Annotated in this window: 11 protein-coding genes; 3 read left to right on the top strand and 8 right to left on the bottom strand. The window is 60.4% G+C overall.

The window, feature by feature from the left end:
• Positions 1-63: 63 nt before the first annotated feature.
• The 8 genes from E0D86_RS20235 to E0D86_RS20270 form a co-directional block, all read right to left on the bottom strand.
• Positions 64-1,986 carry a PrkA family serine protein kinase gene (locus E0D86_RS20235; RefSeq protein WP_131651828.1) on the bottom strand — a complete coding sequence of 641 codons (1,923 nt, stop codon included), beginning with the start codon at positions 1,984-1,986 and terminating at the stop codon, positions 64-66.
• Between the two features lie 270 nt (positions 1,987-2,256).
• Positions 2,257-2,586, bottom strand: a complete 330-nt coding sequence (gene glpE, locus E0D86_RS20240; protein ID WP_131651829.1) for a thiosulfate sulfurtransferase GlpE — start codon at positions 2,584-2,586, stop codon at positions 2,257-2,259.
• The gene (locus tag E0D86_RS20245; protein ID WP_131651830.1) at positions 2,583-3,404 is read right to left on the bottom strand and encodes a symmetrical bis(5'-nucleosyl)-tetraphosphatase; all 822 of its coding nucleotides are present in this window, start codon (positions 3,402-3,404) and stop codon (positions 2,583-2,585) included. The genes glpE and E0D86_RS20245 overlap by 4 nt, the downstream gene beginning before the upstream one ends.
• Positions 3,401-3,784 carry a Co2+/Mg2+ efflux protein ApaG gene (apaG, locus tag E0D86_RS20250; RefSeq protein WP_131651831.1) on the bottom strand — a complete coding sequence of 128 codons (384 nt, stop codon included), beginning with the start codon at positions 3,782-3,784 and terminating at the stop codon, positions 3,401-3,403. The genes E0D86_RS20245 and apaG overlap by 4 nt, the downstream gene beginning before the upstream one ends.
• Before the next feature lie 27 nt (positions 3,785-3,811).
• Positions 3,812-4,618, bottom strand: a complete 807-nt coding sequence (gene rsmA, locus E0D86_RS20255) for a 16S rRNA (adenine(1518)-N(6)/adenine(1519)-N(6))-dimethyltransferase RsmA (protein WP_131651832.1) — start codon at positions 4,616-4,618, stop codon at positions 3,812-3,814.
• Positions 4,619-4,965: 347 nt separating this feature from the next.
• Positions 4,966-5,949: a 4-hydroxythreonine-4-phosphate dehydrogenase PdxA gene (gene pdxA, locus E0D86_RS20260; RefSeq protein ID WP_131651833.1), complete on the bottom strand. Its 984-nt coding sequence runs from the start codon at positions 5,947-5,949 to the stop codon at positions 4,966-4,968.
• Positions 5,950-6,236: 287 nt separating this feature from the next.
• Positions 6,237-7,544, bottom strand: a complete 1,308-nt coding sequence (locus tag E0D86_RS20265; RefSeq protein WP_131651834.1) for a peptidylprolyl isomerase — start codon at positions 7,542-7,544, stop codon at positions 6,237-6,239.
• A complete protein-coding gene (locus tag E0D86_RS20270) occupies positions 7,525-10,302 on the bottom strand; it encodes an LPS-assembly protein LptD (RefSeq protein ID WP_131651835.1) in 2,778 nt (925 codons plus the stop codon). Before E0D86_RS20270 ends, E0D86_RS20265 begins: the two co-directional genes overlap by 20 nt.
• Before the next feature lie 130 nt (positions 10,303-10,432).
• Between E0D86_RS20270 and E0D86_RS20275 the strand changes: the two genes are divergently transcribed.
• Genes E0D86_RS20275 through E0D86_RS20285 form a run of 3 tightly spaced genes read left to right on the top strand, consistent with a single transcriptional unit; the run spans position 10,433 to position 12,894 of the window.
• On the top strand, positions 10,433-11,455 hold the full coding sequence (locus E0D86_RS20275; RefSeq protein WP_131651836.1) for an aminoglycoside phosphotransferase family protein: 1,023 nt from the start codon (positions 10,433-10,435) through the stop codon (positions 11,453-11,455).
• Positions 11,452-12,123 carry an N-acetylmuramate alpha-1-phosphate uridylyltransferase MurU gene (gene murU, locus E0D86_RS20280; RefSeq protein ID WP_131651837.1) on the top strand — a complete coding sequence of 224 codons (672 nt, stop codon included), beginning with the start codon at positions 11,452-11,454 and terminating at the stop codon, positions 12,121-12,123. Before E0D86_RS20275 ends, murU begins: the two co-directional genes overlap by 4 nt.
• Complete coding sequence (locus tag E0D86_RS20285; RefSeq protein ID WP_131651838.1) at positions 12,124-12,894, top strand: DnaJ domain-containing protein; 771 nt, start codon at positions 12,124-12,126, stop codon at positions 12,892-12,894. It abuts the gene before it with no gap.
• Positions 12,895-12,896 lie beyond the last annotated feature (2 nt).

Consider the following 12,896-nt stretch of genomic DNA (forward strand, 5'->3'; position numbering starts at 1 on the left):
GAAGTCGTAAGCCCGAAGCTGGAAGTGCTGCTTCGACTTCCAGCTTCAAGCTCTCAGCTGCTTTTACTGTGATTTCCGTACCCGCAGATACCATTCCGAAAGCAGGCGAACCTGTTTCTCCGTATAGCCTCGCTCGACCATGCGCACGACGAAGTCGTTGTGCTTCTTCTGATCTTCCTTGCTGGCTTTGGCATTGAAGCTGATGACCGGTAGCAAATCTTCGGTGTTGGAGAACATTTTCTTCTCGATCACCACGCGCAGCTTCTCGTAGCTGAGCCAGCTCGGATTCTTACCGTTGTTGTTGGCCCGAGCGCGCAAGACGAAGTTGACGATCTCGTTGCGGAAATCCTTCGGGTTGCTGATGCCGGCGGGTTTCTCGATCTTCTCCAGCTCCTCGTTCAGCGCCATGCGATTGAGGATTTCGCCGGTTTCCGGATCGCGATATTCCTGATCCTGAATCCAGAAGTCTGCGTAGAGCACGTAGCGGTCGAAGATGTTCTGACCGTACTCGCTGTAAGACTCGAGATAGGCGGTCTGGATTTCCTTGCCGATGAAGTCGACGTAGCGCGGCGCCAGATACTCCTTGATGAAGCGCAAGTAACGCTCGCGCACCTCGGCCGGGAACTGCTCCTGTTCGATCTGTTGCTCCAGCACATAGAGCAGATGTACCGGGTTTGCGGCGATTTCGTGCGGATCGAAGTTGAACACCTTGGACAAGATCTTGAAGGCGAAGCGAGTCGAGAGGCCATTCATGCCTTCGTCGACCCCAGCGGTGTCACGGTATTCCTGGATCGATTTGGCCTTCGGATCGGTGTCCTTCAGGTTCTCGCCGTCATAGACGCGCATCTTCGAGTAGATATTGGAGTTTTCCGGCTCCTTCAGGCGGCTCAACACGGAGAACTGCGCCAGCATCTTCAGCGTATCAGGGGCGCAGTGGGCCTTGGACAGCGAGCTGTTGAACAGGAGTTTGTCGTAAATCTTGATCTCATCAGTAACCCGCAGGCAGTACGGCACCTTGACGATGTAGATGCGGTCGATGAAGGCTTCGTTGTTCTTGTTGTTGCGGAAGGTGTGCCACTCCGACTCGTTGGAGTGGGCCAGCAGGATGCCGTTGTAGGGAATCGCGCCGAGGCCTTCGGTGCTGTTGTAGTTGCCTTCCTGGGTAGCGGTCAGCAGCGGGTGCAGCACCTTGATCGGTGCCTTGAACATCTCGACGAATTCCATCATGCCCTGGTTGGCGCGGCAGAGTGCGCCGGAGTAGCTGTAGGCGTCGGCGTCGTTCTGTGGAAATTCTTCGAGCTTGCGGATATCCACTTTACCGACCAGAGCTGAGATGTCCTGGTTGTTCTCATCGCCTGGTTCGGTCTTGGCAATGGCGATCTGATTGAGGATAGAGGGGTACAGCTTGACCACCCGAAACTGGCTAATGTCGCCGCCGAATTCCTGCAGGCGCTTGGTGGCCCAGGGCGACATGATTGAGTTCAGATAGCGGCGTGGGATGCCATAGTCTTCTTCGAGGATCTGCGCGTCCTCGGCCGGGTTGAACAAGCCCAACGGCGACTCGAAAACCGGCGAGCCCTTGATAGCGTAGAAGGGCACCTTTTCCATCAGCTGCTTGAGCTTTTCGGCGAGCGACGATTTGCCGCCGCCCACCGGGCCGAGCAGGTAAAGGATCTGCTTCTTTTCCTCAAGCCCCTGCGCGGCATGGCGGAAGTAGGAGACGATCTGATCGATGCAGTCTTCCATGCCATGAAAATCTTCGAAGGCGGGGTAGCGGCGGATCACCTTGTTGGAAAAAATCCGTGAAAGGCGTGAGTCGGTCGAGGTGTCGATCAGCTCGGGTTCACCGATTGCCATCAATAGGCGTTCGGCTGCAGTGGCGTAGGTGCCCCGGTCTTCCTTGCACAGATCGAGGTACTCCTGAAGCGAATACTCTTCCTGGCGGGTTGCTTCGAATCGTTGCTGGAAATGGCTGAAAATGCTCATGACTTCACCTCGGACGATGCTCGGAGCCGGTGTTGTCATCAGGCATTCAGGTGCGGCCGACTGATCGGCCTGTGGAGTTCCCCCGAACACCTAATGGTTAAAACCTGAGGCCCGGTAGCCGGTAAATGGCTTCCACCTGTTTGGATGGCCTTAACTGAAGGATAGTTCGGATTCAGCAAATTCAAGGGAGGAGAAGGGCAATAACCGCTGCGTTTCGTCGGACGATCAGCGCAAGGCCGCGTGATACGCGGCGTAACAGCGAGATATTTTTTACAGCGGATCGCCTTGTTCGACCTCCTGAGGGAATGTCTGCCGCCACAGCTCGAAGCCGCCATCGAGGCTATAGACGTCGGAAAAGCCCTGGTTGACGAGGTAGGCCGCAGCACTCTGACTGGAGTGGCCGTGGTAGCAAGTGACGATGAGCGGGTGATCCAAGTCCGCCGCCGCAATGAAGTCGGGCAGGGATTGATTGTCGAGATGTGTCGAGCCGGTGATATGACCGTTGGCGTAGCTGTGTGGATCGCGAATATCGACGATCACACCGCCCTCGCTGCGCAGCGTCTGGGCTTGCTCGGGAGAGATGCGTTTGAAGTCGGTCATGGTTTTGCCTCGCAGTCGCAGTGGTGCAGTTCGTTGCTGTCGACGTTCATCAGGGTCATGGTGTTGCCCCATACGCAGCCGGTATCCAACGCATAGACGTTGGGCTCGTCGCAGTGGCCCTCCAGCGCCGCCCAATGGCCGAAGATAATCTTGCAGCCGCGGGTCTTGCGGTTGGAGTGGCTGAACCAGGGTTCGAAGCCCGGCGGCGCCGAATCCAACCCGTCCTTGGCCTGCAGCTCCAGCGTGCCGTCGGCCTTGCAGAACCGCATGCGGGTGAAGTAGTTGGTGATCAGGCGCAGCCGCGGCACGCCTTGCAACTCTTTGTTCCACTTGGCCGGCTGGTTGCCATACATGCCGTCGAGAAAGGGCGGCAGCAGGGCGTCGTCACGCAGTGCCTGCTCCACTTCCGCTGCGCGCCGAAGCGCCTTGGCCAGCGTCCATTGGGGTGGTATGCCGGCGTGGACCATGGTCGTCTCTCGTTCGGCGTCGTGATGGATCAATTTCTGCTGGCGCAGCCAGTGGATCAGGTCCGCTCGATCAGGTGCGTCGAGGATGGGTTTGAGCGTATCGGATCTTTTCAGCCGCTCGATATTGTGCGCAACGGCTACCAGATGCAGATCGTGGTTGCCCAGCACCGTAACGCCCGAGGTGCCCAAGTCGCGCACGAAACGCAGCGCCTCGAGCGACTGTGGACCACGGTTGACCAAATCTCCGGCGAGCCACAGGCAATCGCGTGAGGGGCTAAAATCGACCCGCTGCAGCAGGCATTGAAGAGGTTTGAGGCAACCTTGCAGGTCGCCGACAGCATAGGTAGTCAATGCAGAGCTCCGGGTACGGCCAGCCGGAAAGGCGCGATCGCGGCTTCGAAGCGGTGTCCATCTTCGGCCAGCATCTGATAGCTGCCCTGCATCGTGCCGACACGGGACGTCATCAGCGTGCCGCTGGTATAGACGTGACGTTGGCCCGGCGCGATCACCGGCTGCTCGCCGACCACTCCGGCGCCGCGTACCTCCTGCACTTGTCCATCTCCATCGGTGATGATCCAGTGGCGAGACAGTAGTTGCGCAGTCAGCTGGCCCTTGTTTTCGATCGTTACCCTGTAGGCAAAGGCATAACGGTTTTGTTCCGGCTGCGATTGGTCGGCCAGGTAGGTCGGGCTGACACTGACGTCGAACCAGTAGCGGAGGTCTTCGGACATGGGGACTCCTGCGGGTGGGCTTCGCCTTCAGGCGCGGGTGCTGCTACGGGCGGAAAGTTGATCTGACAATCTGACGAACGCGGCCAGATCCAACTGTTCCGGGCGCAAGCTGCCGTCGACATCGGCTGCGGCGATTTCGTCCGCGTCGAGCAGACCTTTGAGCGTGTTGCGCAGCGTCTTGCGGCGCTGATTGAAAGCCTGACGGACGACGATTTCCAACTGGCGATGGTCGCGCGCCGGATGCGGCAGCACCTCGTGCGGGACCAGGCGCACGATGGCCGACTCGACCTTGGGTGCCGGATTGAAGGCGCCTGGCCCCACATTGAACAGATGCTCCACGCGGCAGTGATACTGCACCATGATCGACAGGCGCCCCCAGTCTCCGCCGCCTGGCTGCGCGGCGAGCCGCTCGACCACTTCCTTCTGCAGCATGAAATGCATGTCACGGATCAGCCCGGCGTGGTCGAGCAGATGGAAGATCAGTGGCGTGGAAATGTTGTACGGCAGGTTGCCGACGATGCGCAGGCTGCTGGGCTCTTGGCTCAATTGAGCGAAGTCGAACTTCAGCGCATCGCCTTGGTTGAGCGCGAAGTTGTCTCGGTCGGCGAATTTTTGTTGAAGGATGGGAATCAGGTCCAGATCGAGCTCAACCACGTCCAGCTGCGCACCGCTGTCCAGCAGGCCCTCGGTCAGGGCGCCTTGGCCCGGTCCGATCTCGACGATTCGCTCGCCCGGCTTGGCATGGATGGAGCGTAGGATGCGATGAATCACGCCAGCGTCATGGAGGAAATTCTGGCCGAAACGCTTGCGCGCGCGGTGTTGGTAGTCGGACATCGAAAGCTCCAGGGAGCAGCTAGAAGCTAGAAGCTTGAAGCTGGAAGCGGATAAGGCGCGCATTTTAGCAGGCTGTAAGAACGGAGAGACGATAACGGCGCTGGAGGTTGGAAAGGGACGCGGGGTGATTCAGGGGCGTCTGCGCGAACATTCCGAACAGTCTCTAGCCCTTAACGAGCAGAGTGGGCTTTTACATTCGCCAAATACTGCTCGGTAGAGTGGAAACGCGTGTTCCGTGCTGTGAAGCCAGGACACAGGCCGCGAGGCAAGTTAAAGACAAATGCCACACTAAAGTAGCTTCCAGCTTCCAGCTTCCAGCTTCCAGCTTCCAGCTTCCAGCTTCCACCTCAGCTCGGGCCGGCCATCTGATAGGCCGTTTCCAGCGCTACCTGCAGGCTACCGGTATCGATTCGCCCTGTGCCCGCGAGGTCCAATGCGGTGCCATGGTCGACCGACGTGCGCACGATCGGTAGGCCCAGGGTCACGTTGACGGCTGCGCCGAAGCCTTTGTACTTGAGTACCGGCAAACCTTGGTCGTGGTACATCGCCAGCACCGCATCGCAGGTGTCGAGGTGCTTGGGTGTGAACAGGGTGTCGGCCGGCAGCGGGCCGATTAGATTCAGGCCTTCGCCGCGCAAGCGCCGCAGGGTCGGTTCGATGATTTCGATTTCCTCGCGGCCCAGATGCCCGCTCTCGCCAGCATGAGGGTTGAGCCCGCAGACCAGAATACGCGGCTGCGCAATGCCGAACTTGCCGACCAGATCGGCATGCAGGATGCGGGCGACACGTTCCAGCCGCTCGGAGGTAATCGCCGCCGCGACATCCTTGAGCGGCAGATGCGTGGTGACCAGCGCTACACGCAGGCCTCGAGTCGCGAGCATCATCACCACTTGCTCGGTGCTGGTCAGCTCGGCGAGGAATTCGGTGTGACCAGAGAAAGGAATCCCCGCTTCGTTGATCACACCCTTGTGCACCGGCGCGGTGATCATGCCTGCGAAGACGCCATCGCTGCAGCCCTGACCAGCCCGCGTCAGTGTGTCCAGCACGTAGTGGCCGTTGTGTGGGTTCAGCTGACCCGCAGCTACTGGTGCCTGAAGCGGCGTATCCCAGACATATAGACTGTTGGGTGGTGCTGGTGCGGCTGGCCAGGCGCCTGGGCCGACATCGAGAAGGGCCATGGCCAGTCCCAACTGTTCGGCGCGTTCGGCCAGCAGCGCACGGCTGGCGATGGCTACCAGCGCCCGGGGTTGGGCTTCGCGAGCCAGCAGCAGGCAAAGATCTGGACCGATGCCGGCCGGCTCTCCAGGTGTCAGGGCGAAGGGAAGGGACATAAGGCCTCCAGCGGGTAGAGCGGCAAGCGAAGGGCAGCTGCAAGCCGCAAGCGACAAGTACAGCGGGAGCCAAAGGCTAAAAGATGGCAAACGCGCAGAGGCCGAACGAAAACGCCGCGCTGACGTGGGGTGGATGCAGCCTTGTCGAGCGGATCTGGAATCGTAGAGCGGGTTATTCCCGCTCTACAATTCTTGGTAGATCGCATGACCCACTGCACATCGAGAGCAGCGGTGAGCTTCAGGCTAGAAGCAGCAAGCTGAAGCCAGTCACCACGCTAATTTCCCGCTTAGAGCTTGATTTCCACATAGGCTTCGTCGCGTATCTGACGCAGCCAAGCTTGCAGCTCTTCTTCATATTTACGGTTGCGCAGCAAGTTGAGCGCCTGTTGCTCGCGAAACTCTTCGCTGGCGTCCGTCGCACGGCGTCCAAGGACTTCGAGGATGTGCCAGCCGTAGGGGGTTTTAAAGGCTTCGGACAGCTGGCCGCTCGGGGTGTTGGCCATCACTTCGCGGAATTCCGGTACCAGCGAACTCGGGTCGATCCAGTTCAGGTCGCCTCCGTTGAGCGCGGAGCCCGGGTCTTCGGAAAAATTTTTCGCCAGGTCAGAGAAACTCTCGCCCGCGAGAATACGCTCGCGCAGGCGCTCGACGAGGCGTCGGCTTTCTTCTTCGCTACGTATCTGGCTGGGCTTGATCAGGATATGGCGGACATGAATCTCGTCGCGAACCTGGGTATCTCCGCCGCGCTTGTCGAGCACCTTGAGCATGATGAAGCCCGGCGGGGTACGCACCGGCTGGGTGAAGTCACCGACCTCCATGGTGCTGACTTCGGTGTCGAACGGTGGCGGCAGCTGAGCGGCTTTACGCCACCCCATGTCGCCGCCTTCCAGCGCGTTTTCACTGGCTGAGCGAGACACCGCCAGCCTGGCGAAATCTGCACCCTGCTGGAGTTGTTGATAAGTGTCCATCGCCATTTCTTCGGCCGCCTGGATCGTGGCCGAATTAGCCGATTCGGGAACCGGAATCAGGATGTTGGCCAGCCGGTACTCTTCGGAAAGCTGCAGTTTGCCGAGGTCGGAGGCCAGAAAGTTTTCGACTTCCTGATTGGATATCTGGATGCGTTCGGCGATACGGCGCTGGCGTACGCGACTGATGACCATCTCGCGGCGAATCTGCTCGCGAGCGGTCTCCAGGCTCAGACCATCTCGCTCCAGGGCCGCGCGGAACTGGTCCAGGGTCATGTTGTTGCGCTGGGCAATGGTCCCCATGGCCTGGTTGAGTTCTTCATCGGAGATGCGGATGCCCGAACGATCGCCAATCTGCAACTGGAGGTTTTCGGTGATCAAGCGTTCCAGCACCTGTTGCTGCATGACGTCCTGCGGTGGCATTTCGGCGCCGCGCTTCTCGATAGTCTGCTCGACTTCGCGAAGACGCTGGTCCAACTGGCTCTGCATGATCACGTCGTTGTCGACGATGGCGACGATACGGTCGAGCGGGCGCACCTGGGCTGAGGCAGTCGTGGCGATAGCCGTGCAGCCCAGTAGGAGGGTGCCCGCCACCAGCGGGCGCAGGTAATCAGAAAGCTTGGTCTTCACGTTCACGGTAGCCTTGTATGCCTTCGTCGAGGAATGCCTCGGTGGCGCTGCCGAACACACCGCCGAGTCCCTTGAGGACGATTTGCAGGAAGATGCCATTGTCTGGCTCGTCGTTCTGCGATGGGTTGAGACTGGTTTCGTCGTAGTCGATCCAGTAACGGTTGATCAGGCGCAGCTTCCAGCAGCAGCTGTCGTACTCGAAGCCGCCGAAGGCCTCCAGCGTACGATTGCGGCTGTAGTCGTGCTGCCAGCGCGCAATCACGCTCCACTGCGGCGCGACTGGCCAGATGGTGGAGAAGTCGTGCTGGTTGATCTTGTAGTAGTCCTTGATGAAGTCCGGGTTTGGGTTTCCGTTAGGAAGCAATTCGTTGCCATAGTCGCCCCCGTATTTCCAAGTGCCGGTCGCCTGATCGAAACGGACCGTATCGTTGCGATATCGGTACCCGATATTGACGATTTTTCGCGGATTGTCCGCTGGTTGGTAGTGAAACATGGCGCTACCGGAGCGCGTCCGGCTTGCGTCCGGGTCCCAGTTGAAGGTGGAGGTGAAGCGCCAATCGCGGTTGTAGCGGTACATGTACTCCAACGCGTAGGGAGATACATCTGACTGGGTATCAGGGCGATCCGCGGCTGTCATTCCAGGTAGCTGCACTTCGCGATCACGGAAGTAGAAAGCCTGGCCGATACTAAAGCGCTGCCGCTCCAGCCCGTTCGGTTCGATCCAGCGATTGGTCACGCCGAGGGATATCTGATTAGCGTCGCCGATACGATCCTTGCCGGAGAAGCGGTTTTCGCGCCACAGCGACGAATAACTGAAGGTGCTCTCGCCGGTATCGAATATTGGAATGGCGTCCTGATCTTCTTCTGGTACGTAGAGATAGAACAGTCGGGGTTCAAGGCTCTGACGGTAATCCTTGCCGAACCATTGAGTGTCGCGATCGAAATAAAGGCCGCTGTCGACACTGAAGATCGGCACGCTGCGATCCGGTGAGTCGTTGAAGTCGCTCACCTGGCCGCGCCCGGTATTGTCTAGCGTCAGGTCGTATTTTGTGTATGCGTACTTTAATGAGGGTTTGATGAAGCCCCAGCTCCAATTGAGCGGCAAGCTGACACCTGGCTCTAGGTGCAGACGCTCGCCTTCGGCGCGGGTAAGGCCGCTCAGGCGATCGTCATACCAACGCTCGGGGTTGCCATCATCGTTAATGAAATTGCCGCTGCGCAAACTACGCTGGAAGCTGACGAACTCAGTGTCATAGGCAAAACGCAGACCGCCCGGCTGGAACGGCAGGGCACCATTGAGCGTCAGCTGCGGTAGCCGCTCGTACGGCGTGATATCAACGACGGTAGCGCGTTCGTAAGCATGCACGTTCAGCCGCGCCGTATAATTGTCGCCGCGCCAGGTCAGGGTGCCGCGCTGATCAAGATGATCCGGCTGGCTGATGCCCAATTGGGTATCCAGATCCTGGAAGTAATAAGGATCGCTGATGTCCGTGTAGTCGATTTCAGCCAGCAGGCGTGAGTCCAACCCGGTCCGGTGCTGCCAGCTGTACATCCAGCGCTGGTCTTCGTATTCGGATTGCAGCTCACGATCATCGTTGCTGTCGTCCAGATAGGCTGCGCCGAGCTGGCCTTCGCTGCTGCGAGTCAGGTAGCGGAACTCGCCTTCCATCAGCAGGCCGCGATCGGACATGTAGTTGGGGTAGAGCGTGGCGTCGAAGTTTGGCGCCAGGTTGAAATAGTACGGCGTGACCAACGAAAGCCCGCTATCGCTCGAGGAGCTGATGCTGGGCGCAAGAAAGCCGGACTGGCGACGGTCATCGATCGGGAAATGGATATAGGGCGTGTAGAACACCGGAATGTCCTTGACCCGCAGCGTCACGTTGGTCGCCGAGCCGAAGCCGGTGGCGGGATTCAACGTGACGTTATTGCCCCTCAGGTGCCAGCTGTTTTCGCCTGGTTCGCAACTGGTGTACGTCCCGTCCTTGAGGCGGATGATGGCATCGTCTGTGCGTTTGGCGTACAGCGCGCTGCCGCGGACCCTGCCTTCATGGACCACGTATTCGGCGTTTTCGACCTGGGCTTCGCCGGTGTCGAGGAATATCTCAGCGCGATCTCCAACCATCAGGGCACCCTGATCACGCAGGCGAACATTGCCTTTCAGCTCGCCGCGGTTTTCCAGCTGATAGAGGCTGGCTTCATCGGCTTCGGCCTGGATGCTGCCCTGGCGCAATACCACATCACCGGCCAGTGTCGCGATTTCTTGTTGCTGTTCGTAGCGCGTGGCTTTCGCCGACACATACGTCGGCGCCTCGCTCATCGGCGTGTCGTCGAACCGGCCGGGGCGGCTCGGCTCAACGTAGGTGCCGGCGCAATAGGGGCCCGTTTCTGCGAGCTGGGCATCGGTCAGCTGATCACGCGGTACCCAGTCCAGGTGGCTGTAATCGGCACTGCGCGAGGCGAGTGCACGACCTTTGCTCTCGGTGACCAGCTTGGTGGTGGCTGCCTGGCGCTCGGCCTTGCTGGTGCGAGGCTGTGCGGCGCTCGTGTCGCTGGCCGCGCTGCCACGATGTACGGGGCGCGGTGGCAGATCGGGGCTGACGGCATCAGATGCGCAACTCCAGCTGCCATTGGGGCCGGGCTGACAGGCAAACTGTTCGGCTGCGATAACAAGTGGAGTCGCTACAGGTTGCAATGCGAGCAAGCCGCCAGTAACCAGTAGGGGGAATTTTTTACGAAAAGCGGGATATTTGACTGCCATCTTGTTTTTTGGTCCGTGCTTACGGCGAGCCATCGGCCGGGCTGGGCCGCACGCCTCTCGATGGGCTGAAAAAGATGCTGGATAATAAAGCATGACCCGCCTATCGGCTAGCGCCGTGGAGAGCACTGATATGCCGCAACAAGATCAACGCCTGCAGGAACTGAAGGCATGGCTACAGCCTCGATTGACCGAGCTTTTCGCCTGTCGTGGCTGGGGTGACGTACCCGAGGCGTCACTGGTTCCTGCCAGCAGCGATGCCAGTTTCCGTCGCTACTTTCGCTGGGAGGCGCCGGGGCGCAGCTTTATCGTGATGGATGCCCCGCCGCCGCAGGAGAACTGTCGGCCGTTTGTTGAGGTCGCCGCACTGTTGGCCAGTGCAGGCGTCAACGTGCCCGAGATTCTGGCGCAGGATCTGGACCGGGGCTTCCTACTGTTGAGCGATCTGGGCCGCCAGACGTACCTCGACGTCATCGACGAAGCCAATGCCGATGAACTGTTCGCCGACGCGATGCGAGCGCTGCTCGCCTTCCAGACATCACCGATAACGACGCCCCTGCCAAACTATGACGAGGCGTTGCTGCGCCGCGAACTTCAGCTGTTTCCCGAATGGTACGTGCAGCGCCACCTGGGCCATCGTTTCAGCACGAATGAGTTGGATGTGTGGGAGCGCATCTGTCGGTTGCTGATCGACTCGGCACTGGAGCAGCCGCGCGTGCTGGTGCACCGCGATTACATGCCGCGTAACCTGATGCTCAGCGAGCCGAACCCGGGCGTGCTGGATTTCCAGGACGCGGTCGTCGGTCCGGTGACCTATGACATCACCTCGCTGTTCAAGGATGCCTTCCTCAGTTGGCCCGAGGCGCGCGTGCAAGGTTGGCTGCGCAATTATTGGGAGGCCGCACGTAGCGCTGGCGTCCCGGTTCAGGCAGATTTCGAGGCGTTTCAGCGCGCCAGCGACCTGATGGGGCTGCAGCGGCACTTAAAGGTCATTGGCATCTTTGCGCGGATCTGCCACCGCGACGGCAAGCCGCGCTATCTGGCCGACGTGCCGCGGTTCTTCACGTATATCGAAACGGTAGCGGCGCGCCGACCTGAGCTGGCAGAACTGAGTGAGTTACTGCAAGGCCTGCCGCGTACGCAGGTACAGCTATGAAAGCGATGATTCTTGCCGCCGGCAAAGGCGAGCGCTTACGGCCACTGACGTTGCATACGCCCAAGCCATTGGTGCGGGCAGGTGGCACGCCGCTGATCGAATATCACGTTCGGGCTCTGGCCGAGGCCGGCTTCACCGAGCTGGTAATCAATCACGCCTGGCTCGGCGAGCAGATCGAGGCCTACCTGGGCACTGGCAATCGGTTCGGTGTATCCATCCGCTATTCGGCCGAGGGCGAGCCGCTCGAGACGGGCGGTGGCATTCATCGTGCGCTGCCGCTGCTCGGCGATCAGCCATTTGCGGTGGTCAACGGCGATATCTGGACCGACTACGACTTCGCTGCGCTGGCATTGCCGCCGGAGCGGCTCGCGCACCTGGTGCTGGTGGATAACCCGGCGCATCATCCGGCTGGTGACTTCGCGCTGGTTGGGGGAAACATCGTGGAAGGTGAGGCATCGCCAGCCAAGCTGACCTATAGCGGCATCGCCGTGCTGCACCCGCGCTTGTTCGCCGATTGCACCGCCGGCGCGTTCAAGCTGGCGCCGCTGCTACGTCGGGCGATGGTCGCTGGTCAGGTCAGCGGTGAGCATTACACCGGCCGCTGGGTCGACGTCGGTACCCATGAACGCCTGGCCGAGGTCGAGCGAATCCTGGAGGCGCGACGCTGAATGTTCTGGCCCATTACGCTGTTGGGTGCGCTGGCCGGTTGGCTGATCGCGAGCATTCCGGGGGCTCTGCTTGGAGCGCTGCTCGGGCAGGTGCTCGATCGCCGGTTCGGGTTGAATTCCTGGGCCAGGTTGCGCGATCGCATGACTGGTAACAAGGCGCTGATGCACGGCGAGGAATTGCTGTTTTTCCTCCTCGGGCGCCTGGCCAAGAGCGGCGGTCGGATCAGTGAGGCCCACATTCAGGCCGCGCGCCGGGAGATGCAGCGGCTGCAGCTGAGCCCAGCGGCCCAGCGTTCAGCCATCGATGCGTTCTACCGGGGCAAGTCCAGCGGCGACGGCCTGCGCGAACCACTGCAGCGCCTGCAGGGGCAGCATGACGCGGCCAAGGCGGTGCTCCAGGCTTGCTGGCGGATGGCGCGCGCACAGGGGCCGATCGATGCGCGCGAGCATGAATTGATCATGCTCTGGGGCAAATGGATGGGTTGGGATTCGGCGGCCATCGCGGCGTTGGATCCCAGTGGGGGCCGACGCCAGGGCGCGCCAACCAACCTGGGCGGTGCCTATGAGCAGGCCATGCGGTTGCTGGGCGTGCGCGCCGACAGCGAACCGCAGGCGATCAAGCGCGCCTATCGCCGGTTGCTCAGCAAGCACCACCCGGACAAGCAGGCCGGAGCCGGTGCCACCGCGCAGCAGGTTCGCGAGGCGACTGAGCGAACCCGTGAACTGCACAACGCCTACACGCTGATCCGCGAGCGTCGCGGCTTTCGCTAGTG

The sequence above is a fragment of the Pseudomonas sp. IC_126 genome, assembly GCF_004331835.1.
GTDB lineage: Bacteria > Pseudomonadota > Gammaproteobacteria > Pseudomonadales > Pseudomonadaceae > Stutzerimonas.